Annotated in this window: 23 protein-coding genes; 5 read left to right on the forward strand and 18 right to left on the reverse strand. The window is 69.2% G+C overall.

Translation table 11 applies throughout. From position 1 onward, the window contains the following. The first annotated feature begins 53 nt into the window (after positions 1-53). The 5 genes from ASD69_RS20530 (at position 54) to ASD69_RS20550 (ending at position 2332) form a co-directional block, all read left to right on the forward strand. Entirely contained in the window at positions 54-446 is a 393-nt protein-coding gene (locus ASD69_RS20530) for a DUF1801 domain-containing protein (RefSeq protein ID WP_056183082.1), read from the forward strand. A gap of 4 nt (positions 447-450) precedes the next feature. Further along, a complete protein-coding gene (locus ASD69_RS20535) occupies positions 451-801 on the forward strand; it encodes a hypothetical protein (protein WP_056183085.1) in 351 nt (116 codons plus the stop codon). Positions 802-1044: 243 nt separating this feature from the next. After that, positions 1045-1377 (forward strand): hypothetical protein, encoded by a 333-nt coding sequence (locus ASD69_RS20540; protein ID WP_157499377.1) that lies wholly within the window; start codon positions 1045-1047, stop codon positions 1375-1377. 15 nt (positions 1378-1392) lie between these two features. Further along, the gene (locus ASD69_RS20545; protein WP_056183091.1) at positions 1393-1752 is read left to right on the forward strand and encodes a hypothetical protein; all 360 of its coding nucleotides are present in this window, start codon (positions 1393-1395) and stop codon (positions 1750-1752) included. A gap of 289 nt (positions 1753-2041) precedes the next feature. After that, on the forward strand, positions 2042-2332 hold the full coding sequence (locus tag ASD69_RS20550; RefSeq protein WP_157489432.1) for a hypothetical protein: 291 nt from the start codon (positions 2042-2044) through the stop codon (positions 2330-2332). 95 nt (positions 2333-2427) lie between these two features. Here the strand turns inward: ASD69_RS20550 and ASD69_RS20555 are convergent, their stop codons facing one another. The 18 genes from ASD69_RS20555 to ASD69_RS20635 all read right to left on the reverse strand — a co-directional run bounded on the left by ASD69_RS20555 (position 2428) and on the right by ASD69_RS20635 (position 24305). Continuing rightward, on the reverse strand, positions 2428-4947 hold the full coding sequence (locus ASD69_RS20555; protein ID WP_082576675.1) for a vWA domain-containing protein: 2520 nt from the start codon (positions 4945-4947) through the stop codon (positions 2428-2430). A 16-nt stretch (positions 4948-4963) separates the two neighbouring features. Then, the gene (locus ASD69_RS20560) at positions 4964-6694 is read right to left on the reverse strand and encodes a DUF6519 domain-containing protein (RefSeq protein ID WP_056183103.1); all 1731 of its coding nucleotides are present in this window, start codon (positions 6692-6694) and stop codon (positions 4964-4966) included. A gap of 25 nt (positions 6695-6719) precedes the next feature. Beyond that, positions 6720-7259, reverse strand: a complete 540-nt coding sequence (locus ASD69_RS20565; RefSeq protein WP_056183105.1) for a hypothetical protein — start codon at positions 7257-7259, stop codon at positions 6720-6722. A 66-nt stretch (positions 7260-7325) separates the two neighbouring features. Next, the gene (locus ASD69_RS20570) at positions 7326-11411 is read right to left on the reverse strand and encodes a hypothetical protein (RefSeq protein WP_056183108.1); all 4086 of its coding nucleotides are present in this window, start codon (positions 11409-11411) and stop codon (positions 7326-7328) included. A 10-nt stretch (positions 11412-11421) separates the two neighbouring features. After that, positions 11422-13026, reverse strand: a complete 1605-nt coding sequence (locus ASD69_RS20575; protein ID WP_056183111.1) for a baseplate J/gp47 family protein — start codon at positions 13024-13026, stop codon at positions 11422-11424. 15 nt (positions 13027-13041) lie between these two features. After that, positions 13042-13401: a GPW/gp25 family protein gene (locus ASD69_RS20580; RefSeq protein ID WP_056183113.1), complete on the reverse strand. Its 360-nt coding sequence runs from the start codon at positions 13399-13401 to the stop codon at positions 13042-13044. A gap of 14 nt (positions 13402-13415) precedes the next feature. After that, the gene (locus ASD69_RS20585) at positions 13416-13661 is read right to left on the reverse strand and encodes a hypothetical protein (RefSeq protein WP_056183116.1); all 246 of its coding nucleotides are present in this window, start codon (positions 13659-13661) and stop codon (positions 13416-13418) included. Between the two features lie 4 nt (positions 13662-13665). Next, on the reverse strand, positions 13666-14022 hold the full coding sequence (locus ASD69_RS20590; RefSeq protein ID WP_056183119.1) for a hypothetical protein: 357 nt from the start codon (positions 14020-14022) through the stop codon (positions 13666-13668). A 13-nt stretch (positions 14023-14035) separates the two neighbouring features. Continuing rightward, complete coding sequence (locus ASD69_RS20595) at positions 14036-14830, reverse strand: phage baseplate assembly protein V (RefSeq protein WP_056183123.1); 795 nt, start codon at positions 14828-14830, stop codon at positions 14036-14038. A 6-nt stretch (positions 14831-14836) separates the two neighbouring features. After that, positions 14837-15958 (reverse strand): hypothetical protein, encoded by a 1122-nt coding sequence (locus tag ASD69_RS20600; RefSeq protein ID WP_056183126.1) that lies wholly within the window; start codon positions 15956-15958, stop codon positions 14837-14839. A 9-nt stretch (positions 15959-15967) separates the two neighbouring features. Further along, positions 15968-16288: a hypothetical protein gene (locus tag ASD69_RS20605; RefSeq protein WP_157489433.1), complete on the reverse strand. Its 321-nt coding sequence runs from the start codon at positions 16286-16288 to the stop codon at positions 15968-15970. Positions 16289-16300: 12 nt separating this feature from the next. Continuing rightward, positions 16301-17044: a hypothetical protein gene (locus tag ASD69_RS20610; RefSeq protein ID WP_056183133.1), complete on the reverse strand. Its 744-nt coding sequence runs from the start codon at positions 17042-17044 to the stop codon at positions 16301-16303. Between the two features lie 23 nt (positions 17045-17067). Then, on the reverse strand, positions 17068-19011 hold the full coding sequence (locus ASD69_RS20615) for a hypothetical protein (RefSeq protein WP_056183136.1): 1944 nt from the start codon (positions 19009-19011) through the stop codon (positions 17068-17070). 3 nt (positions 19012-19014) lie between these two features. Continuing rightward, complete coding sequence (locus ASD69_RS20620; RefSeq protein ID WP_056183140.1) at positions 19015-21027, reverse strand: hypothetical protein; 2013 nt, start codon at positions 21025-21027, stop codon at positions 19015-19017. A 5-nt stretch (positions 21028-21032) separates the two neighbouring features. Then, positions 21033-22823: a hypothetical protein gene (locus ASD69_RS20625; protein ID WP_157499379.1), complete on the reverse strand. Its 1791-nt coding sequence runs from the start codon at positions 22821-22823 to the stop codon at positions 21033-21035. A 29-nt stretch (positions 22824-22852) separates the two neighbouring features. Continuing rightward, positions 22853-22996 (reverse strand): hypothetical protein, encoded by a 144-nt coding sequence (locus ASD69_RS22535; RefSeq protein ID WP_200944040.1) that lies wholly within the window; start codon positions 22994-22996, stop codon positions 22853-22855. A 23-nt stretch (positions 22997-23019) separates the two neighbouring features. Continuing rightward, a complete protein-coding gene (locus ASD69_RS20630; RefSeq protein ID WP_056183149.1) occupies positions 23020-23838 on the reverse strand; it encodes a hypothetical protein in 819 nt (272 codons plus the stop codon). Next, entirely contained in the window at positions 23835-24305 is a 471-nt protein-coding gene (locus ASD69_RS20635; protein WP_056183152.1) for a phage tail protein, read from the reverse strand. The genes ASD69_RS20630 and ASD69_RS20635 overlap by 4 nt, the downstream gene beginning before the upstream one ends. Between the last annotated feature and the right edge of the window lie 12 nt (positions 24306-24317).

A 24317-nucleotide genomic window follows, 5' to 3' on the forward strand; every position in this document is an offset into this window, starting at 1 on the left:
TTCGATAGCATGCAGTTCGCCCTGTCCGACTTTGGCCGCTCCGGGAGCCCGCGATGCAGAAGATCAAACCCGCCGAAAGTCCCGATGCCTACATCGCCGCGCTGGACGGTTGGCGACGCGACCTCGCCGAACGCCTGCGCGCGGGCGTGCTCGGCGCAGCGAAGCTGGAAGAGGTGGTGAAGTGGGGCCACCTGGTCTATTTCAGCAACGGCCCGGTGCTGCTGATCCGCGTCGAAGCGCAGCGGGTCCTGTTCGGCTTCTGGCGCGGCAAGCGCCTGCTGGAGATCGAGCCACGCCTCAAGCCGGGCGGCAAATACGAGCTGGCCAACCTGGACCTGCGCGAGGGTATGACGATCGCGGCCACAACCGTGCGCAAGCTGACCAAGCAGGCGGTGGCATTGAACCATAGCGTGGGCGATCCCACGCGTGCGAGCAAGGACGGGTGAGGCGATGAATCAGCTGTTCCTACTCAACCTGCAGATCGGCCGCGGCCAGAATCGCGAGATGCCTTCGCACTTGGCCGGCGCCTTCGTCGCCGTCTACGTAGCGGCAGCCAATCATGAAGCCGCGTTGGTGCAGGGCGTGGCGCAGATCCAGGCGCGCGACTACGAGTTCATCGATTTGGCCGACGGCAAAGTCCATCAGCTGGACCCGTTGCGGTGGGATGAGTACGTGGCCGGGGTCTGGCCCGAATTTCGCGAGCATTTCCCCTCCCAGGCCGAGGTCATGGCCGGTCTGGCATCGCCCGACTGGGTGTGTTTCGGCCCGTTCGCGGCTTACGAGCCGTCCGTTCCGAACTGAGGTCGGCGATCTGGGCGGCGGCGAACGCGATTTGGCCGGGGTGCTTTGGAAACTTCGACGCTTATTGCGCTCTAACGAGCCACTTCCCATTCGTTCGCTGCATGGTCCGTCATTGACCGGGGCCTCTCCGCCGCGCAGGATGCGCGGCGTGCCAGGGGTTCTGGCGACTTGGCCGCGGTCGGCGGCGAACGGGTTCCTGCGCTGCATCGCAGTGGAAGGGGCCGAAGCATCGGGATCCTATCGTTGAGCACTATCGTCTGTCCGCACTGCGGCAAGACCCCAGCTTCGGGACTGCATCGGTTCATGCCAGGAGTCTCGTTCGTGCGCGGCACCTTCAAATGCAGCGAGTGCTCGGGACTTTCCATATTCTCCGGCAGAGTCTCCATCATTGCCTGCATCGCTTCGTTGGGGACGATGATGCTGACGCTGTGGGCTGTGCGCTGGTATGGAGACGGCGAGCTCTCGCTTGCCTTGTACATGGTCTTGCTCGCCGGAGTGATCGTGCTGCACCAATTCGTGTCGGCCGCAATTCTGCGCCGATATGCGCGGTTGCACGCGATCGACAGCGAAGACTGATCGGAGAACGGGTCGATGCGCCTTACCAAAATACTGTTCGGTCTCTCCGACCTGTGCGCCTGGATGCTGATGACGGTCGCGGTGCTGGCCGTGGTCGCAGTGTTGTTCCTGGGGCCAGGGCCGGACGCGCAGCAGGCCAAGCCGGTCTCGTCGTTTGAGGCGATGGCCTTGTCGCTGCTGTGGATGTTGGTGGCGGTGGGCGCCTATCTGCTGACTCGGCGCCGGCCGGCGGGTCTGCTGCTGGTGATCCTGCCGGCCTTCCTGTGGCTGTTTCGGGGCGAGGTGCTTCCGGCCCTGATCTACGCGGCCTTCGCCTTGCTGGTGTTCGCGACCCCGCTGATCCTGGTCTGGCGAGAGGTACGCCGCGGCACCTGAGCCCCGGATGCGCGCCAGGCGCGGATAAGCCGGCCGCCGGGCGCGCTGCCGACGAGCGGTAGCGCCGACCGCTGCGATTCTGTGTTTGCCTTGTCATTGCGGAAACGTCGCAAGGAGGCCAGGCATGAATGCGCGAACGAGATCGCGAGCGGCGCTAGCGCTTTTGATCGGGTTGACGGCGTTAGCGGCGATACCCTCGGCCACGGCGCAACGCAGTTGCGCGGAGCTGGTCGATTGCGCGGAAGGAACCATCGCGACCGGCGAGCCGCCCCAATGCGGCTGCGAGAAGGTGCCCCCGCCGCGCACGCCCCTGACCTGCGAAAACAACTTCGGCTGCGCCGAGGGCAACCAGATCGGCGTGGGCGAGTGGCCGGAATGCGGCTGTCGCGACCTGAGCACGCCGCAACCGGCGCCAGGCGACGCGCCGCCGCGCACCGATCGCAGCCCGGGGCCGCTGGATAGCTTGGGCGGCGTGGACACCTGCAAGCAGTTCCTGAAATGCGCGCCGGGCTTCGAGATGCTGCTGTGGAACGGACGCTGCGTGTGCGGCGAGACCATGCTGCCGCCGCCGGTGCGGTGATCCCTTTCGCATGCGGCCGATACAAACGAAAACGCCGCGATAACTCGCGGCGTCTTCGTATCCTATAGGGCGCGGCTCGCGCCCCCCAAGACGGCTTACTTGCGCCGCATCAGCAGGATCAGCACCAGCAGCACCAGCAGGGCGATCAGCCAGACCCACCACTGCTGCCAGATCGGCTTGTCGCCGTCGCCGGTGAGCTTGCCGCCACCGCCCTTGCCGCCGGTACCGACCGCGTCGGGCAGGGTCAGGGTTTGGCCGTCGATGCGCAACACCGGCGGCGCCATGCCCTTCTTGTTGTAGCCGATCACCAGACTGTAGCTGCCGTCGAGATTGTCGGTGACATCGCCGACGATGGCGCCCTCGAAGGGCTGCACCAGTTGGAAGCTCGTCGACTTGCCGGGACCGACGCGGTTGCCCTTGCCGTCGACCGGCGTCAGGGTCAGCTTGATGCAACCGCCTGCGTGGGTGGAGGGGCAGGTGCGTGCGGGCTCGTGCTTGATGGTCTTGGCGGTGGCGGCGGGATCCGGCGCCACTTGCACGTAGTGGTCGGTGGTGAAGACGCGGGTGAAGGCACCGTTGTCCGAGCTGGTGCTGTCGATGCGGTAGGTGACCTGATACACGCCTTCGGCCAGCGTGGCCGGGTACTCGCCGGTATAGACGCCGGGGCTGGTTTCCTTCAGCTCGATGCCCTTCTCGGCGCCGAGTTCCAGGGCCTTCAGGATCTTGTCGCGCTGTGCCGGGTCGGCCAGCATGGCCTGCAGCTTCAAACCGGAGGCGCTGAGCGCGTCGCCCTGCGGTGCTTCGCCCGCCTTGGCCTTACCGTCGGAGAGGATGTTGCCCAAGCTCAGCGCGGGACCGGAAATGAAGGCGCGCACCGTGCCGGCGGGCAGGCCCACCAGCGGCTTGCCGCCTTCGGTCAGGGTGGCCTTGAGCTGCAGCGGCTCGCCGATGCCGGATTTGGTCTGACCGACGTTGTAGCGCGAGACGATGCTGGCGTTGTCGCCGATCACGAACAGGTTCCAGTGGCCAAGACCGCGCGGCAGGGTGCGGGCCACGCGCATTTTCCAATCGCCGTCGCTGGACACGCACTTGCCGTGCGCGTCGCAGAACGGCGCGCGCAGAGTCAAGGCGACATGGCCGGCGCCACCGCTGATGGTGAACTGCGGGTTATGCAGCGGATCGAAGTCGACGCCGTCCTTGCTGAGCTTGATGTTGGGGCGTCCGTCGGCCTGGAAGGCCTGGTCCCAGCCCAGCAGGATGGTGAAGGCCAGATCTTTCTTGCTGGTCTTGAAGCTCATGTCTAGCGGCGGCGGTGCGATGGCACCGGACGGCGCGGCCTGCTCGCCCTTGTCGGTGTGCAGCAGTTCCAGCTTGTCGCCGATCAGGGTGTCGGCCAGCACCTGCAGGAAATACTGGATCGCGCCGGCGGGCGGATTGTCCAGCGTGGTCTCGATGTTGAGCGCGCCGCAGCCGCTGTAGTTGGCGATGTTCTGCAGCAGCGAACTCGAGTCCGGGTCGCTGGGATCGTCCAGGCGCAGGCGGAACGGGCACAGGCTCAGCTGCTTGCCGGCCGGACGCACCAAGTCGCCGCCGATCGGGCTGTTGTTGGTATTGACGCGCAGGTCCAGACCGTCCCAGACCAGGAATTTGCTGGTGTTCTGGGCGCCGTCGGTGAACAGCAGCATGGTGTTGTTGAAGTTGGCGTTATCGCCGCCGACCAGATCCGAATTCAGGTTCGCGATGCCGTCGCCGATCGAGGTGCCGCCGCCGGGCTGATGCGCCGGCTTGTCGATTTCGCTCAGCACCGCATCCAGATTGACGGTGCTCATCGCGGCGATGCCACCGGTGTTGGTCGCGTCGTTGTCGAAGAACACCACGCCCAGCTTATCAGTCGGCAGTTGATAGGCCTTAGCCACCGAGATCATCTGCTCGGTCGCGCGCCGCAGCACCTTCCAGCGCTGGCAGTCGGGATTGGGCGAATACAACGCGCCGCAGACCGGGTCGCCGTTGAGCTTGGACGACCAGGCCATGGAGCCGGACTTGTCGAACACCAGCACCAGGCGCGCGGGCAGGCGCGACAGCGGCGGGCCCAAGGCTGGCGCGGGTTTGGCGGGGATCACCGTGTCGCTGTCGTAGGGATCGACGGTGTTGCCGCCGCCGCTGGCGGTGATGCCGGTGGCGGTGACGCGGATGTCGCCCGCAAGCATGCCGAGATGGAAAATCTCCAGCGTGTCGACCTGGCCGGCGGTGTTGATGATGCGGAAGGTGCAAGTGCCGCCGTTGGTGCCGCTGAGCACCGGCACGCCGGCGTTGAAAGTGCAGTTGATCATCGGGCCGCCGGTCTTGGCGCGCAGCTGCACGGTCGCGGCGGCGCCGTTGAGCGGGTACACGGCCAGATCGTCGGACAAGTAGAAGACCTTGATCGACTTGCTCGAGTTGGGGAAGCCGAGCGCGTTGGTGAACGGCACCCAGGCGTCGCCGGTGCCGTTGAGCTTGGGCTCGGAGGTGCTGGCGGCGGTGACGTTGGGACTGGCCGTGGCCGCCACCGCGTCGGTGCCGACGAACAGGGCGAGCATCATCGCCCAGGCCCGCCATAGCGGAAGTTGACGTTTCATGAGGAGCTCCTTTCGCTCAGATGTGCTGGACCAGGCCGACCTGCTGGAGCAGGGCGCCGTTTTGGATGTAGAGGCCGGCGTTGCCGGCGGCGTCGACCGCGAGACTGGGGAAGCGCGCGGTCTGTTGCGGCGGCAGCAGTTCGCGGGTTTCGGTTACGCCGAGCACGAGCCGGCGCGCGCGCAAGGTGCTGAAGCCGGGCGCGCTCACGGTGGAATAGAACAGCCACAGCGAGCCGTCGGCGGTGTAGCCCGCGGCCAGGTCGATGAAGGTGGTGACCGGGACGGTCAGGGTGGAGTCGGTGAAGTTGGCTTCCCAGGCGTTGGCGATGAAGCGCTTGGTGAACACGCTCCAGTTCGGGCCCGTGGGATTGGGCTCCTGCACGTAGACCAGTTGCGGCGCGCCGGTGGGATCGATGGTGATGGCGTGATCGCCGGGCCGCACCATGGTGCCGGCGTTGGTGACCGCGCCGGCGGCGCCGCCCAGGGGATAGCGCACGCTCTGCGCGGTGAACACGCCAGCGGTGTCGCGGCGCCAGACCACGATGATGGTTCCGGTCTGATCGGTGACCGCGCTGACCTGGGAGTTCTGATCGATCGAGTCGACCAGTTCCTCCGGGCCCCAGGCGCCGGTGAAGGCGCGGCTGAAGATGCGGTTGTTGCCGGACAGCGCGGAGTAGAACACGCGGATCGTGCCGTTGGATTGCGCGGCCGCCGCCAGGCTGCTCACGCTGAGCACGCCGGTGAACTGGAAGGCGTCGGCCGGCGGCGTCCACACCCCGGCGATGCGGCGGCTGAAGGACAGGAAGCGGTTGGGGCCGTTCACGCGCACCCAGAACACCCACGGCACGCCGCTGGCATCGATCACCGCGGTCGGGGTGTTGTAGGGGCCGGCGTTGAGCACGGTGGTCGGCCCGACCGCGGCCGGGCGTTCGCGCAGCATGGCGTTGATCACGTCGCGCATCGGATACGGCAGTTGCGGCACGCCGCTGCCGTTGACCGAATAGCCGCCGCCGAAGGTGTCGGACAGCACTTGGTTGAAGTCCATCTGCGACGGCAGCGAGATGCCGCGCCGGCGGCGATCCACCACCGCCGGTGCATCGATGATGCCGGCGGACGTCTGGGTGATCGTCGCCAGTGCGGCGTAGCTGTGGCCTGCAATGAAATCGGGGTCGCCGTTGACCGGCGGCGCGGCGCCGGTACGCACGCGCACCGCCCATTCGCGACGCAGGCGCGAGCAGGTTTCGGTGCCCAGGCCGGGCAGCACCAGTGCCGGATCCTCGGCCAGCGTGACCAGACGTTCCCACACGTCCAGATAGACGGTGAGGGTGCGCGTGGCCGGCGCGACCGGCGGCGCCGGCAGTGCGGCGATCACCGGCACGCCCCAGCTCGCGGCGAGCGCGGCGGCGCCGGCCTGGCCGGCGTGCAGCGGCTGCGCGCTGAAGCCGATGTCGGCGGTGATGAAGGCCTCCATGCCGTCGACCAGCATGCGCCCGGCCTGCAGCGGTTGCGGGCCGCCGCCGGCGACGATGGTGAAGCTGGTGGCGGAATTGATCGCGGCGATGCGGAAGCCGTCGTTGCCGACCGGCACGCCGTCGCCGACGAACCAGCGGAGGAAGGCGCGCAGCTCGTAGCGACGCATGTCGTCGCCTTCGTTCCAGTCGGCGTCGGCCAGGGGCACGCCCTGGGCCAGGCGCACGCTGACGTAGCGGCGGATCGGATCGAAAGTATTGGGCGAGATGATGGCCATGGCGTGTCCCCGTCGTGTGGTCGTGTCAGAACACGAGCCAGATGGTGCGTTCGAGCGTGCTGGCCGGGTCTTTGGCGACCACCGGATGGCGCACGAGATTGATTTGCGTCGGCGCGCCGCCGAGTTGGGCGATCAGGCCGAACTCGCGCAGATTGCCGCTGGCGTGGCTGCCGTTCGGCCACGGCGGTACGTTGGGGCCGAGCGTGGCGACGATTTGCAGACGATTGGTCGGCGTGGCCGAAGGCACCGGCCCGTCCATGAAGGTGAAATCCAGATTCGCCGCCGGCACCACGAAGGGCGAGGGATCGGTGAGTCCGGTTTCGTTGCCGGTCGGCGGCGGTGGCGGCACCTGGTCCCAGGAGGCGAGGCCGGCGCCGACCGCCAGGCCCTGAATGCCGAGCGTGGCGCCCGGTGTGCCGCCCATGAAGGCGGCGAGCAAACGCCGGCAATCGGTGAGGATCGCGTTCTTGGCCCAGCCGCGGTCCCAGATCACGCGCCCGTCGGCGTCGCGCAGCACGTCGCGGTACATGCCTTGCGGTAGGGGCATCCGGGTGTCCGTGTCCATAATTCGATTCCTTCGATGAGCGTGTTCGGTGGTAGGCCTGCTGGATCGCTGCGCGAACGCACGCGCTCAGACCGGCGGTGGGAAGTAGGTGCGGCGGCGCAAGGTGGTCAGGTTGGTCGGATTGGCGCTGACGCTGGCGACCTGATTGCTCAGCAGCAACACCCAGTCGGGCAGGGCGGCGCTGGTGGAATCGGCCAGATCGAGGAACTGTTCGACGAAGGGGTAGTCGTCCAGATAGGAATCGCTGAGATCCGCGCCCGGCGCGTACAGCACCTCGGTGGTCAGCGACGGCGCCAGCACGATCACCGCGCGCAAGTTGATCGGCAGGAATTCGGCCAGCAGCTGTTTCAGGCGCGCGGCATTGGCCACGGTCAGCGCCTGGCCGAAGCGGCCGCGCGTCACGTACAAGCCCAGCGTTCCGCGGGTGTAGAACTCGTTGGGCGACAGCGGCGGTTCGTCGTCGCCGCCTAGCGGCCGATGCGGCGTATACGCGAGCAGATCGCCCCATTGATGGTGGCGGGTGTTGCGCGCGGTTTCGGCCATGCGCGGGGTGATGGTGTTGCAGTGCCGGCGCAGCGTCGCCGCTTCGGGCACGCGTGTGGGCGCGGCGGTCGGCGCCGCGCCGGCCAGGATCGGCGCCAGCTGGTCCAGCGCGATCGACGCATCGCAGCGGTGCAACAGGGTCAACCCGGCCACGGGCAGGATCAGCGGCAGCGGCGCGATGCGCGCGTTCTCGTCCCAGGGCAGGGCGATCGGCGCGGCCGCGACCAGGGCCGCGCTCAAGGACACTTCCCACAGGCTGCGCCCGCCGTTGCGGTCGCTGCTGAAGAACACGCGCGTGCCGCCGCCACCCAGCGCTAGCGCGGACGGCTGCACATCGGCAGCGCCGGGCGCGGGCGGGGTGGTGACGTCGGCGATCGGGCCCCAGCTCAGCGCCACCGGGTCGTAGCGACGCGCGCGCAACGCGCGGCGGTCTTGTCCGGCGGCGCCGGACAGCCAACGCGACCACAGCAGCAGCACGGTGCCGCCGGCTTCGCGCAGCAGATGGGGTTCGCGGTCGCCGCGTGCGCCGGCGGCCGCGCCGCCGTCGCTGATCGCGATCGCGCCCGACCACGGCGACGACCAGGCGCTGACGTCGTCGCTGGGCAGGCCCTGCGCGCTGCGTACGGCGATGACCGCATCGTTGCGATCGATACGCGCGGCGCCGTTGCCGGTGGCGACCCAGGCATTGCCGGCACCGTCGACACCGATGGCGCGCGCATCGACGCTGGGCAGGCCGTCGGCCAGCGACCAGCCGCGCCAGGCGCCATCGGCCGCGCGCCGCCACACGCCGCTGGCGGCGGCGATCCACAGGGCGTTGTCGGCGTAGGCCAGACCGCGCACGTCGTTGCCGATCGCCAGCGGCGGCGCCAGCGTAGACCACACGCCGGCGGCGCTGCGCTCGGCGATGCCGGCGGCGGTGGCGGCCCAGACGCGGCCGTCGGCGGCGAGCGCGACATCGCGCACGTCGTCGCTGGGCAGATCGGGCGCCAGCGTATTGGCGAAGTTGAGGTTGCGATCGAGTCGGCTGAGGCCGCTCGCGGTGGCGATCCAGAGCGCGCCGTCGCCGGCCAACGCGAGCGCGCGCACGTCGTTGCCGGCCAGGCCGTCGCCGACATCCAGGGTGGTGATCGCGCCGTTGGCGGCGACGCGCGAGAGGCCGGTGTCGGTGGCGACCCACATCGCGCCGTCGTCGGTCTGCAGCAGGCGGCGGCAGTCGTCGCTGGACAGGCCGTCGCCGATGTCGAAGGCCTGCCAGGTGAGGTTGCCGCGGCGGCGCGCGACGCCGGCGTCGGTGGCGACCCACAGCGCGCCCAGGCCGTCGACCAGGCAATGGCGCACGTTGTCGCTGGGCAAGCCGTCGGCGCTGTCGAGCACGTTGATCGTGCCGTTCTCGGCGCGCAGAGCCAGGCCGTTGACCGTGGCGATCGCATCGAACGCGCCCAGCCAGGCGCGCGCGCGCAGACGCCAGCGGCCGTCGGCGTGTTCGCTCCAGGCCAGCACGGCGCCGTCGCCGGAGGCGAGCGCGCTGAGTTCGGTCGGCCTGCCCGGGGTGAGTGCGGGCAAGGTCTGCGCGGGCGTCAGATCGAGGGTGTCGTCCCAACTGCCGAAACTGGGCGCGGTGGCGTGGGCGAAGCCGAGCGCGCGTGCGGTGCTGGACAGCGCGAGGTCGACCGACAAGCGAGCGGTCGGACCCACCGCGGTACTGGTCAGGCGGATCGAACCGTCGCCGGCCGGGCTGGCGACGGCCTGGGTGAGTTGCGCGTTCATCGCGGCGACAACTTCGGCCGTGGTCGCAAGCGCGGGATTGGCGTAATCGATCGCGTTGACCTGGAACACGTCGTTGGCGCCGGCGGTGCGCAGGGTCAGACGGGTGCCGACCACCAGGCGGAAACGCGGCAGCTGGCGGCCTTGCAGAACGGCAGGCAAGCGCGGACGCGAACTGCCCAAGCTCCAGCGCACGCGCGCGTTGGCGCTCTCGGCCGCTTCGACTCGGGCCAGGAACACGCGGCCGTCGGCCAGGGTCGCCGCGGCCGGATGTGCGACCGCGGCGTCGTCGTCAGGTCGCGTCGACAGCAAGCGGGTGGCGCCGCGCCATTGGCCGGCGTCCCAGGTCTTGCAGACCAGGCCGCCGTAGGGCGCGCGCTCGCCTTCGCGTTGATCGGGATCTGGCGCGCTGGCGGCGTCGCTGGCGAACACGCGCACGCGGCCCAGCGCATCGGCGGCTGCGGCAAGGCGGTCGGCGCCGGCCGCGTCCAGGGTCAGGGCTTCGCTTTCGCGCGCGCTGACGTTGATCTGCGATTCCGGGCCGACGCTGCGCGTGCGCAGTCGGACCTGACCGCCGACCGCGTCGGCGACGATGTCGCTGGCGACCGCCGCGATCGCGGCCGCGACTTCGGCCGCGGTCGCCGCGGCCGGATTGGCGAAGGCCGACGCGCCCAAACGCACCCGGAACGAAGCGCCGCCGTCGACGGCGATGCTGAGTTCGGCGCCGGGGAAGATCGCGTAAGGGCCGGCGACGTTGCCGACCAGGGTCGCCGGCGTCGGGCCGACGCCGAAGGCTTCGTCGTTGCCGGCGCCGAAGCCGAGCAGGGCGGCCGCGTCCAGTGGCGAACGCCAGCTCGCGCCCGCCGGCACGCTTGCATGGATCTGATAACGCGGCGCGTGGTTGCTGCGCGCGAGGTGCTGCACGAACTCGGCGGTGCGCGTGGTCCAGCCGGTGTAGCGCGTGACCAGGGCGCCGACCGACGTCACCGTGCCGACCGATTCGTACAGGCGCGGCGTGGCCTTGAGTTCGTTGCGCGCCAGCGGCAGCGCATCGGCATCGCCCAGACGCCAGCCCAACCAGCCCGCCAGTTGCGGCAGACGGCGGCCGTCGACGCGGTCGATGTCGTGCAGGTCCCACAGGTTTTCGGCCGAGCTGCGCGCGCTGTCCATGGACGCGCCGTAGACGTCGAGCAGGCGCCGCAGCTGGCCCGAACGCGCGGCCATTTCCGGGATCGCCTCCGAACCCGGGGTGGTCGGGCGCAGATTGACGTCGAACTGGCGGTGCACGGCCGGCAGCAGGTCGTACATGGTGCGGTTGAGGCCGTGCGGCGCCGCCGGCGTGGCGATGGCGCGATGGCGCTGCGCCTCGACCGGATCGAAGGCCGCGCTGAACAATTGGTAGTAGCAGGCGTCGCCGGGCGTCAGCGACAGCGGCGCGTCGCCACCGTCGACGATCTCGATGCGCCGGCGCAGCGGCTGGCCGTCGGCGCCGTAGCTGGTGGCGACGATGCGGCGCACGCGCTCCAGCGGCTGGCCGCCGACGTCCTGGGCGACGCTGATCGCCTCGAACACGATGCGCTCGGCGCCGTCACGTTCTTCCCAGGCCGGCAGATCGATCACGCTGATGCCGCCACCGGGAGTCGGCGGGAACGCGGCGCTGTCGTAGACCAGGTAGGGGTCGGGCGCCAGCGGCGGCTGCGGGAATTCGAAATCGCGCGTCTTGCGCCGCAGCGTCTGCCGTGGCGCGTCGGCCAGCGTCTCGCCCGGACCCGGCGTCAGCGTCCAGCACACCCGCACGCGGCGGGCGACCAGGTCGGATTCTGCGATGAAGCGGTCGATGATCACGCCGGCCCCCTCAGCCGATCTGCAGGCTGAGTTCGAGCTGCGACAGCACCGGCAGCTCGTAGGGCCCGACATCGACGCGGCTGGCGACCGCGCTGCGCGAGATCAGGGCGTTGCGGATGAAGTCCGGCAGCTCGGCCATCGACGGCAGGTCGTAGCGGCGCAGATCGTCGTCCAGGGTCGAAGCGGGCTGGTCGGCGCGGTTGAAGCGGTAGATGTCCAGCGACAGCACCCCGGGTATCGCCTCGATCAGCGCGAACAGGTCGCTGGGGTACAGGGCCTGGCCGAAATCGACCGCGTCGTAGGCGAGGTAGCGCGCCACCGTGTCGGCGATCTGCTGGCGCAGCGGATCGGCCTGATAGCGCGCGTCGTAGCGCACCGTCATCGCGATCGCGACCGGCGCCGGGCTGGCGTCGAGCACGCGCAACTGGGTGCCGGCCATGCGCTTGTCCTCGAAGTAGGCCAACAGCGCGGTGCGTAGCGCCTCCGGCACCGGACGCCAGCTATCGCCCTGCGGGGCGACGATCAGGTCGATCTGATTCCAGTTGCGGGCGCGCGCGCGCGCCTTGGCCACGCCGCCGGCGTGGTGGGCGAGGGCGACGCAATCGTCGGGCGTTACGGCGCGGCGGCCGCTGCGATAGACCATGGGGCCGTTGCGCACCGCGATCTCGCTGCTTTCCGCGGCGCTGCCGCCCGCGGCCGGGGCCGGGTTGGTCACCGCCAGCAGGTTGGGCAGCACGGTGACCGCGCGGGTAATGGTGTTGGCGGCCACGTTGGCGCGCACGCCGCCGCCGACGCGGCAGGTCGCTCGCACGTTGTTGGTGCCGCGCGGCGGCACGCGTCCGAACACGTTGTCGCCGAACAGGATGGCGCAGGCGTCGTTCTCGTCGAACTGGCAGATGTAGTCGCGCGAGTCGCGCGTGGACAGCAGGGTGCGGCCGTCGGGGCCGGTGCTGTAGAGGAAGTTGTCGCGGCGGTCCCAGCGCACCCAACCCGCGCCTTCGTCGACTTCGACCACCAGGCTTTCCAGGATCGGCGGCTTGTGCGGCAGGCGGAAACTCTGGTTGGGCTCGCCGCTGGACGAGCCCAGCAGGGTCGGCGGCAGGCTGCGGCTGTGCGAGACGGGCAGCACGAACTGGGCCTGGCCGGCGACCGCGCCGGGCAGGACCTGATCCGAATGCAGATCGATGGACAGCGCCGGGCCCAGGTATTCGAAAGTCGCCGGATCGTCGCTGGGCTGGCTGGCGATGAACTGCGCGCCACTGGGGATCGCGATCACCGCCGGGCCCACCGGCACCGAGAAGGTCAGCAGCAGGTCGGCGCGCGCCGGCAGCGGCGGGGTGGGTTCGTAGCCGATCAGGCGCAGCAGCTGCAGCACGCTGCGGCGTTCGCGCGCGGTGCCCGGAAACAGTTCGCTGGCGATGCGGTCCTGGTAGTACAGGATCACGTCGCCGACGTAGGCGACCATGTCGGTCAGCACCACGCCCAGGTCGGACGGGGTGTGGTCGGTCCACTCGGGCAGGCGCAGGCGCGCCAGATCGAGCATGGCGCGGCGCAAGGACGCGTAGTCCTTGTTGGTGTAATCGATCGCCGGCGGCAACGGATCGGTGACGGCCATGACGGCGCTCCTTGCTCAGGCCAACGGGACCAGCAGCGAATCCGTGCTGGGTTCGCTGGTGTGGGTGTAGTCGAGGCGCACGTACAGCTCGGCCTCGCGGCGTTCGAAGGCGACGTTGGTGACCAGCACGCGCGGTTCCCAGGCCAGCAGGCATTCCTGCAGCTGGCGCTTGACCAGGGTGGCCATGACGTCGTCGTTGGGGTCGTGCACCAGCGAGTGGATGCGGGTGCCGTACTCGCGCAGCATCACGCGCTCGCCGAAGCGCGTGGCCAGCAGCGCGCGGATGTTCTGGCGAATCTTGTCCTGACCGTTGGCGCGCTGCACGCCGCCGTCGGAAAGGGCGAAGGGAAAGGCGAAACCCATGACGTTGTCCATGTCGCTAGTGCTCCTCAGCTCAGTCCGACTTCGCCGGTTTGGGTGGCGGTTCCTATCGGCACGTTGCCGTTATCACGTACTTGCGACTGCACACCGGTCACGCGCGCGCCGACCACGTAGGCATGGACGACGTCGGCGATGGCCTTGGCCATCGCGTCGGCGGCGTCGTCGCCGCTCCATTCCTCGTCTACACCCTTCTGGAAATTGGTGCGCAAAGTCGCGGCCAGCGTCGATTCGAGCGTGTTGCGGTCCAGGGCCATGGCATCAGTCCAGGGGGCAGGGCGGCAGGGTGGGCAGCGCCGGCAACGCGGGCAGCGAAGGCGGCACGGGCAGGGGCGGCAGCGGCGGCAAGGTGATCGCGATCGGCAAGGTCGGCAGCGTCAGGCCCGGCAGATCCGGCAAGGCCGGCAACTCCGGCAGCGCCGGCAGCGAGGGCGGCACTGGCAGCGGCGGCAAGGGCGGCAGGGTGATCGCGATCGGCAGCGTCGGCAGCGCCAGTCCCGGCAGGGACGGCAACGCGGGCAGCGCCGGCATCGACGGCAACGCGGGCGGCAGCGGCAGCGGCGGCAACGGCGGCAGCGACAGCGGGATCGGCAGTTCGGGGAAGCTGCAGCGGCTCATGCGCGCGGTCTCCTCACTTCACCAGCACCGAAGCGCTGAAGTGCTGCTGCGGCACCAACATCGCGGGCGGCGTGGCCGGACCGGTCGGGCCCATCGCGGACGGATGGGTGTGGAACATGAACTGCTTCCACAGGATGTCGAACTGCTTGGCCAGCAGGGTCGGTTCGCTGGCGCCGGAACCCACCGATACCGTGGTGCCTTCGAGCAGGATATTGGCCGCGGTGATGCGCACGGTGTCGCCGGTGAGGTCGAGGCTGGCGCCGTCCTTGTTCATCAGCACCACGCCATCGGCGTTCATCGCCAGTACGTGGCCTTGCTCGGACATCAGCGAGGCTTCGCCCTTGTCGGCGTTGAGATAGAGCGTCGAGCCGCTCTTGTTCGACACCACCACGCTGCCCTTGTCGTCGATGGCCAGGAAGGAGTTGTCCTTGTGGCGGATCACGACCTTGGCGCCGCCGTCGGTGTCGTTGAGTTCGATGGTGTGGCCGCTGGCGGTCTGAATCACGCGGTTGTCGGGCGGCGTGACCCGACTCTCCTCCGGCGTCGCGGTCTTGGGGTACCAGGTGCCGACCCAGATCGCGAACTCGGGATCGCCGCCTTCGAACTCCACCCACACCTTGGCCCCCACCGGCGGCACGAAGAAGTGGCCGTAGGGGAAGCAGGGGCGCGCGTTGACCGCGAGCTCGGTGCCGAAGATCGCCGGCACGTTGACCAGGACGCAGCCTTGCTTGTCCGGGTCTTCGTTGCCGGTGACGGTGCCGCTGTATTTTCCGTACCAGCGTTCGGCGTGGCGGTGGATGGCGTTCATGGCGTCCTAGCGGGTGAGTTCGAATTCGGAGGTGTAGCCAGGCGACATCCCGCCGCCGGAACTGGTGCGCACCGTGTGCTTGACCTTGCGCACGTACCAGCGCCCCGCGCCCCAGCCGCTGATGCCGGTGACGTCGACCGCGCCCTTGGCGCGCAACATCACCGTCCCCACGCAGGCGCCGCGGGCGGTGAAGCCCAGCGCCATGGTCGGGTCCTGAGCGGCGTCGCTGGTCGCGCGCGCGGCGCTGGAGGGCGTGCCGGGGGTGAAGGTTTCAGGGCGCTGGCTTTGCGGCGTTTCGGTGGCTTCGCCGGCGACGCTGAGCGCGCTGTCCAGCGCGGGTCCGCCGGCTTCAGCGACGGTCTCGCTGGGCGCATGCGCGGGCTCGGCCGGCGGCGGCGGCGCGGTGGTGGTGACGGTGTCGCCGGTGAGCGGATCCACGGTCGCGGTGCTGCGTCGCGGCGAAGCGGCGCTGGCGGTGCGCTCGTAGGAGAAGCGGGTGATGCGCCCGGCCATGCCGGTGGCGGCCAAGGTGCCCATCGCCTCGCCCTCGGTCAGGCGCGCGAGCGGAATGAAATAGAACTTGGAGGCGCCGCCGTTGTATTCGACGAAGGCGCGGCAGGAGTAGCGACGCGCCAACAGCACGATGAAGTCCCAGTCGTTCTGGGTGGTCTGGCGCAGCGGCGCGGCTTCGGTGAACTCCGGATCCGGGCTGGGCTCGATCTGGCCGACCGCGATGCCGGTGGTGGGCTCGCGGGTGACGATGGCGCGCAGGATCGAACTCAGCGTGCCGACGTGGTGGGTGGCGCGGAACGGGCGCTTGCGGATGCGGTAGGACAGGTCCAGCGCGGTGATGGTGAGCTGCTTGGGATTGCAGCCCGCGGCCGCGTTCGCGATCTGAGTGACTTCGCCTTCGAACAGCACCGCGTGGTTCTCGCCCCAACCCAGGTCGACCAGCAAGGTGTTGCCCTCGCGCGGCGCTTCGCTGCCGCTGCCGCTGGGGTCGTTGAGCACCACCACCGCCTTGTCGATCAGGCGATCGTTGTCCTCGACTTCGGCACTGCGCACGTTGGCGCTGATGTCGATGCCCTGCAGGTGCACGCGCTTGTACGGCTGGCGGCTGTCGCTCATGGCGCGTCCTCAGAAGCGCCGGTCGCGTTCGACCAGACCCGGGGCGCTGCCGCCGGAGGCGATGTCGAGCTTGTCGCCCGGGCGCCACTCCAGCGGGAAACGCAGCGGATTGGCGTCGGCCAGGCGCCACCAGCCTTCGCTGGAGCCCTGATAGCGCCATGCCAGATACTCCAGCGACTCGGCGCCGGTGACCAGGTGCGCATAGCGCGCCGAACTGGCGGGCACGCTCTCGTGGCGACGGATCGGCAGGCCGGTGCGCGGCTCGCCGTCGGCGTCGGGCGCCTGCATCGGCGCCAGGCGGGCGTATCGCGATCGTGCGGAAACGGGCATGGGGGCTCCTGCTCAGAGATCGAAGATGTGTTTGATGACCGACGCACCCGGCAGCACGTTGACGTAGTCCATGCCGTAGCCGGAGCGGCCCATGGTTCGGGCGACGTTGACGTAGCGCTCGATGGTTTCGACCAGCGGCGAAATCGCCTTGGTCTGCTGCTTGAGGCTGACGCTGATCTCGGCGCGCGCCGGCGAGGTATCGGCGTTGAAGCGGGTGATCTTGATGCTCAGGTTTTCCATCACGCAGTCGGTGTTGATACCGCCGTAGATCAGCGTGCACAGCGGCGGCGCGAAGGTCTTTTCGAAGCCGCTGCTGATCCACTCGACCAGGCTGCCGACGTCGACGCCGGGATTGACGAAGGAGCGCAGCAGGGCCAGGTCCGGCGAGATGTCGCCGTCGTAGAGGTTGCCCACGTCCGAGGTCGAACCTTCCGGGCGCACCGCGCCGTCGAGCACGAAATCCAGGGCGAAGGTGCGGGCCTCACCGCAACCGGCCTCCAGCGGATGCGTGCGCACCAGCTGCGGTCCGAACTCCTTCAGGTCCTCGAGCGCGCCGGCCGGCGCGGTCGCCAGCTTCACGTACCAGGGCTGGCTGGCGCTCATCGCCGCGGAGGTCTTGTCGAAGGCCCAATTGCCGAAGTTTTCGACGTCGGTGTACTTGTAGGCGCGCTTCTCGGTCAGCGCCTCGGGATTGAATTGAAAGCGAAACACCAGCGGCGGCAGGCTGTTCCAGCAGGCGAGGTATCCGTAGGCCATGGCGCGTCTCCGGTTCCGTGGGCTCAGGCGGTGATCAAGGCGGGGTCGTCGGAACCGCGCTGGGCGAGTTCGCGCTGATAGGCGAGCAATTGCGCGTACAGCACTTCGGGTGCGGGCAAGGCGGCGACCGGGCCGTCGCCGCCGGCCACCGTGGCCGCGGTCAGGTCGATGATCACTTCCTGGATTTCGATCGAGGCGCGCGGGCGGTCGACGGCTTCGCCGACGATGCGGCCGGGGATGGAGTCGCCGGCGGTGGCCGGGGTGCTGGAGAACTGGCGGGTGATCTGATCGAGCAGCGTGGCCAGGCCGTTGCCGGACAGCCATTGCTCGTAGGCGCGCGCGATCGCTTCCAGGCCCGTCTCCGGGCGCTCGCGCACCGCGCGTTCGGCCTCGGCGAAGGCGCCGGCGAATTCGGCCGAGCGCTGGCGCACCGCGTTCAAGTTGGTGGCGTAATCGCTGCGGCTGCGGTCCAGTTCCGTCGAGATCAGTTGATCGAAGCGATCCGACAACAGGCCGAAGCCGGTGGCGACGCTGCCGGCCAAGTCGCGCACGCCGTCGAGCAGGCCGGTGCGCAGCGCATCCATCTGCGCGCGCAGGCTCACCAGCGCGGCGGGCGGCGCGGCCAACGCGGCCGGATCGGGCATGGCCGGCATCAGGGTCGAAGGCAACGTGGTCGAAGGCGTGATCGGGCCCGGCAAGGGCAGGGCGGCGGCATCGGTCAGGGCCTTGATCTGGGTGCCGGTCAGCGGTGCGCTGACCGGGGTGCCACCCGCGCTGGTCGATTTGTCGCGCAGCAGTTCGTACAGCGGCGGCAGCACCGCCGGCAGGACCTGGATCAGGTGGGTGATCAAACGGAACACGCGCAGGTCGCTGAAGCGCGCGAGCACGATGAATAAGGTGTCGACCAACCAGCGCAGCATGCCGTTGACGGTGCGCTGCAGGCCGCCGGCCAGGAACTGGAACACCGCCAGCGCGCCTTCCAGCACCGTGCCGGCGATATCGAACAGGCTGCCCAGGATGCCCTGGACCATCTGGCCGATGACCTGGGCCAGCCCGGCGGCCAGGCGTGCGACCACGCCTAGCAGGTCGAACACGGTCACCAGCACCACGCCGCGCAACAACAGCACGTTGCGCACCAGGAACTGCAGGATTTCGACCACCGCCAGCTTGAAGGTGTCGAGCTTGTCGAACAGCAGGGCGATGCTGCCCACCAGCATGGGCACCAGGATGATCAGGCCGTTGATGATGCGGGTCACGCCGCCTACGGTGGTCTCCACCGACTGCAGCATGGCCATCCAGCGCTCGTGCTGCGGCGTCAGCGAGGCCTGCAGTCGCTCGGGCGCGGGCGAGCCGCCGCCACTGCCGCCGCCGCTGCCGGCGGCCTCGAACAGGCCGGTGAGCAGATTCAGGATTTCGCGGAACTCGCCGATCTGATCGGTCAGGGGCGCGCCCGCGACCGTGGCGGCCGGCTCGGCGTCGGCCGCCGCCACCGCGGCCTCGGTCGGCGTGAGCGCCTTGCCGGCGCCCTTCTTGGCGGCCGCGGCGGGCTTCTTGTCGTCGCCGCCTATGCCCAGGCGCTTGAGGATGTCCTGCAGCTTGGTGACGATGGAATCGATCTTCCAGATCATCACCGGCAAGGCCACGCCCGCGATGGTGCCGCCGATCAATCCGCCGAACAGGCCGCCGAAGAAGCGGCCGATGCCGCCGAGCAGGCCTTCGAAGAAGCCGGCCACGCCGCTGCTGGCGACCAGGTCGCGCAGGTTGTTTACGTGCACCAGCAGGGCGCCGCCGCGCATCGGCGGCGCGCCGAAGCGGCCGCTGGGCGTAAACGCCTCGGCGAAGGCGAATCCGGCATAGCGCGCGGTCGCCTGCGCCACCTGTTCCAAGGTGCCGCGCAGGCCCTTCAGCTGGGTCAGCATCAGACCCATCTGGGTGACCATATCGTCGGAGGCGTGGTCGTCGGCCATGGCTCAGGCTGCTCCCGCTGCGATCTGATCGAGTTGGCGCCGGCCCTCGGCGTAGGCCTGGCCGATCGCGTCGCGGAAATGCTGGGCGAGGTCGCGCACCAGCGATTCGTCATGGGCGCGGTCGTGCGCGCGCAGGGTCAGGCGCGGCACCCGCACCCGGCCCAGGCGCGCGCGGCGCGCCAGGATGTGCGGCGAGGTCGGGGTGAGTTCGACGTAGCTTTCCTCGCCGGCCATGGCGCGCTCGCGCCACCAGCGCCGCATCTCGCCGATGTACAGCGGGATCGCCGCTTCGATGATGCGGAAGCCGTTACCGGCCAGCCAGCGTTCGAAGGCGCCGATCGGCGCGGTGTGGATGCGGTCGCCGAGGGCGCGGATCTGGTCGTTGTAGAGACCGTTGGCCAGCCCGGCCGACTCGCGCGCGAACTCCTGCATGCGTCCTGCCGGGCCGGTGCGGGCGAAATCGGTGGCGGTGCGCGAGAACACCTGGCCCAGGTCGGCGAGGCTGCGCGACACATTCTCGAACAGGCCGCGCACATTGGCGCCCAGGGCGCTTCCGAAATCCCGCACCTCGCGGCCCAGCACGCCCGGCGGGACGCCGAACAGCAGGTCGTAGAAGTTGGGCATGCGCTTGATGCGCGGCTTTTCTGTCTCGACCATCGGCCCGCCGGTATCGGCGAACAGCGCATCGACGATCTGGTCGATCAGGTTCAGGTCGTGCAGCAGACTGGCGCGCAGCGCGGCCAGTTTGCCCCCGACCCAGGGCACGTCGTTGATCACCGGCATGAAGGCGGTGGAGACGATGGTCGCGCGTGCGGTGTTGATGCCGGCCTTGGCCGCGCCCCACAGGGTCCAGTTGATCGCGGTGCCGGCCGCATCGATCACCTGATTGACGGTCAGCGTGACTCCGATCATGTCGATCAGCATCGCGGTCGGACCCATAAAGGGCTTGACCAGCTCCAGCAGATCGAAGGCCAGGATCTCGTCGATCATGTGGAACACGATGTTGACGATGATGATCACTTCGTTGACCTGCTGGCGCAGGCCGTGCAGGAAGCGCTGCAGCGCGAACAACGCCACTTCCAGGTAGATGCGCGCGACCACGGCGAAGTAGTTGATGCTCCACTGCAGCATCGTGGCCATGGCCCCGACCAGGGCCGGCACCTCGCGCAGCATCTTGGGCAGGGACTCGAAGAAGAACGCCAGCACCTCGCGGCGCAGACGGAACACCCGCGCTTCGATGCCGCGCAGCGCATTGACGATGGTCAGACGGATGCGCAGCCAGATCGCGTTGGCGAGGGTGCGGATCCAGTCCGGAATGATCGGCAGGATCAGCATCACCGCGGTGAAGCCGCGCAGCACGGTATCCAGCATGTTGTCGCCGCCGCCCATGCCGGCCGGCGCGGGCGCCGCCGCCGCGACGGCGGCGCTGGGCGTGGCCGCGGCGGCGCCCCCGGCCGCGCCAGCGGCGCCGGCCGGGCCATCGAACAGGACTTTGGCCTTGGCAAAGTCGCCGACGATGTTGCGCAGCTGGCCGGTGCTGGTGGTCAGACCGCGCCACGCCATGCCGAGCAGGCCGAACAGATCCGAGGCGCGCGCATTGCGCGGATCGAAGGTGGAGGCGCGCGGGTCGGCCAGGCGGTCGACGGAATCGGCGATCGCAGTGACGATGCCCTCGATCGCACCGAGCAGGTTCGGCAGGATCATCTCGTCCTCGACCGCCTGCGGGATGCGGGTGAAGCCGCGCCCGAAGGCCACGAACGGAGCCGCCCAGGTCGCGCCGGCGCTGCGGTAAGGACGCAACGCGCCGTGCTGCTGGGCGTCGATGGCCACCGACAGCGCGGTGCCTTCGAACAGGAAGATCGGGAACGCGCGGGTGCGTCGCTCGAGTTCGCCCATGCGCTCCAGGCGCTGAGTCAGCCAGCGCTGCAGCGCCGCCGACAGGCCGCCGATGCGGCGGCGTTGGCTGTCGAAGGCGGCCAGCCAGTCGGAGGCGAGCGGGATCAGATCGATGGGCATGATCGTCAGCTCGCCGGCGCCAGGTAGGTCTGCTCGCGCAGCAGCCGGGTCAGGTCGTTGCCGATATTGCGCAGCGAAACCGCGTCGCCGCCGGGGCAGCGCACGGTGATCTTGCGCACGACCGGACGCAGGCGACCGTTGTCGGGCAGATCGCGCACCGGGAAATCGGGGTCGCGCGCGGGCACGTCGCGGCCGTAGACCTCGCGGTCGAGGCGGTCGAACGCGTCCAGCAGGTCGGGCACGCGGATGCGCACCTGCGCGGGCAGGATGCGCGCGACCACGGTGTAGAGCAGATCGCGGTAGCGCAGCTCGTGAGTGCGCAGCAACTCGAAGGCCTGGTCGGGCGTATCGACGCCGAACTCCTGCGCCATCAGCGCCGGTTCGCCTCGGAACACGCTCGCCGGCGGCGCCATCAGCTGCTGCGCCAATGCGTCGGTGGCCGGGTCCAGCGCGAACGGCGCCGCCATGTCCACGTCGAACTCCGGGCCCCAGGGCGTGGACAGGGTGATGCCGCCGCGCGCCGCGCCGACCATGCGCTTGGCCATGTCCATGCTGGGCGTGGGCGGCGCCACCAGCATGCCGCTCAGCACGCGTGCCGGCGCCAGCGCGCTGCTGATCGCGCCCGGGCTGGCGGACGAGGATGGCGGCGGCGCGGCGGCCGGCGGCGCCGCCGGGGCGGCCGCGCCGGTGCTGGCGAAGATCTTGCGGACCTCGGTCACCACGCGTGCGGCCGCGCGGAACTGGCGGATCAGCGGGATGTCCTCGATCAGTCCGCGCGCGGCGGACACCGACAGATCGATCGAGGCGCGGGTCTGGTTGGCGATCGAACCGAAACCGTCCTTCAGCGCTATCGCCATCTGCGCCAGCATCGCGCCCGCGCCTGCGATCAGGTGCCGCGCCATCGCCATGACGTGGTCGATCATGCGCGTCAGGATCGCCATCGGCGACGCTTCCGGATCGGCGCCTTCGAGGGCGGCGACCGTGCCTTCGCCGATACTCTTGACCACCGCCCAGATACCCTTGCCGAATTCGATCAGGGCGTGGAACTGCATCGCGGTCGGCAGGATCAGCCTGCCGAAGCGGGTCAACAGCCAAGCCGCGGCGCCGATCAGTTGCGCGAACAACGCGGCGACGCGATCGACCAGCTCCAGGATGCCGCGCAGCAGCGGGTTGCGGATCGCCTCGCGCGGACCGGTGAGCAGGTTGATGAAGCGCGTGAGCGCCTGGATCGCGCGGGTCGCGTCGCCGACCAGCTCGTAGGCCATGACCAGGACGCCGTTAGCGCCCTGCGCGGCTGCGACGATGGCGACGACGAAACCGCCTAGCAAGGCCAGCGGGAACAGGATCGCCGCGGCCGCGGTGCCCAGGCCGGTGAACTCGGCCAGGAAGATCGGGCTGTAGAGAATCGTGAGCAGGCTGGCCGCGATCGCGCACATGGATTCGCGGATCTTCACGTACAGATACATGACGATGCCGCTGGGGCTGATGAACATGCCGACGGCCATGCCGGCCATACCGGCCACCGGTTCGAGCAGGTTGGGGCCGGTCTGGCCGCCCTTGGACTGCGCGCGCGCCTCGCGGTAGCGCTCGCCCAGCGCGGTGATGTTGGCGATCACCACGCGCAGGCGGCTATCCAGCCGCGGCAGACGCACGCCGAACCATTCCACCAGGAAGGCGCCGCGCGCGCGGTCCATCACCACGGCTTCCAGCCGTAGTACCGCGTTCCATCGCTCGAACGCCGTGGCCATACCGGCCAACGGCGCAGAGAGCGATGTGAGTAGCAGCCCGATGGGCATTCAACGGCTCCAATTCAACGACCTGCGGTTCAACGTCCTCGGGACGATTCGATCTCGGCGTTTTCCCGCTCGATCTGCTCGATCAGCAGACGCGCGAAGCTGCGTCGGTCCTCGGTGGGCATGTCCATCAACTCGGCGTGCGGCCAATGAAGGTGGTAAGCCAGAAAGAACACCTCGCGACGCAAATCCTCGAGCGTCAGTCCAATGCCAAAAAATGGGACAGATCCAGGCTGGCCTTGAACTCGTGGCCGCAGGCCGGGCACTCCAGCGCGCGTATCAGATCGACGCCGGGCGCGGCCGAGTTGAGCGCCCGGTCGATCAAGCGCCGGTCGGTCATGGTCAGCTCGGCCAGCAGCTTCGGCCCGATCGCGTTGAGCCGGTGCTGCGGCACGTCGCCCAGCGACTTCAGGCAGCGGGCGAGCAGCGCGTTCTTGCCCAGCGAGGCGTTCTTGCGCATCTGCGGCGCCACCGCCGACTCGTCCGCGCCGGTGGGCAGCCGCATCACCATCGCGTGGTGGGCCACGCCCTGGTTGTCGATGTAGCCGTCCTCCAGGCGGATGCGGATCTCGCCGGCCGATTCCTCTTCCGGCATGCGCCGCACCGGCAGGGCATCGAGCTCTTCGGTGACCTCGTGGCTGTGGCCGCAGGACGGGCACTTGTAGCTCGCCTGCAGCTCGTTGCCGAAGGTCGCGCCGCGCAGTCGCAGCAACAGGTAGTTGCGGTCGGCCGAGTACATTTCCGCGACCACCGACGGGCCGGTGGACTTGAGCTCGCCCAGGCCGACGATGCAGCTGGCCAGCAGTTCGGTGACCAGCTTGCCGCCGTTACGCTGGTTCTGCGGATCGGCCAGGATCGCCTCGTCGCGGCCGGTCATCTTGCGCAGCATGCCGTGGCGGTGCAGGCGGCCTTCGTCGTCGTAGACGCCGATCGGCAGCTCGAACTCGTAGGTGCGGTGGGTCGTGCTCGGCGGCGGCGCCAGCGGGACCTCGCGCAGTGCGGTGGCTTCGGTTCTCATTCGACACGCTCCAGTCCTTCGTGTTCGAGGACGATGGTCTGCTTGAAGTGGTTGGTCGACCCGGCTTCCAGGTCGGTGAACTTCGACGACTTCACCCAGGCCCCGTAGAAGGCGAAGGTCAGCACGTCGGCGCCGTTGTGGCGCTTGACGATCATTCCGTCGCGACGCGGGACGGAGCCGCCCTGATCGTCGCGATTGAGCTTGAAGCACTCCTGGAACCAGTCCTTGAAGCGCTGGTCCTCCGGACTGCCGTCGACGTACCGCTCGATCGTGAGCGAGTCGAACTTGACCTTCGCGCCGGCGGTCTTGAACACCCGGAACGAACCGCCGTGCGGCTGTTCCACGGTTTCAATCTCGCCTTCGCTGAGTCCGCCGATCTTGCTCACGCCGGGGCTTTCGCGCCCGTCGATCACCAGTACGAACTCGCTCGCGCGATAACTTTCCCAAATGTCTCCGACTTGTGGCATGACGCCCTCCTG

Source organism: Lysobacter sp. Root604 (assembly GCF_001427505.1).
Classification (GTDB): domain Bacteria; phylum Pseudomonadota; class Gammaproteobacteria; order Xanthomonadales; family Xanthomonadaceae; genus Lysobacter.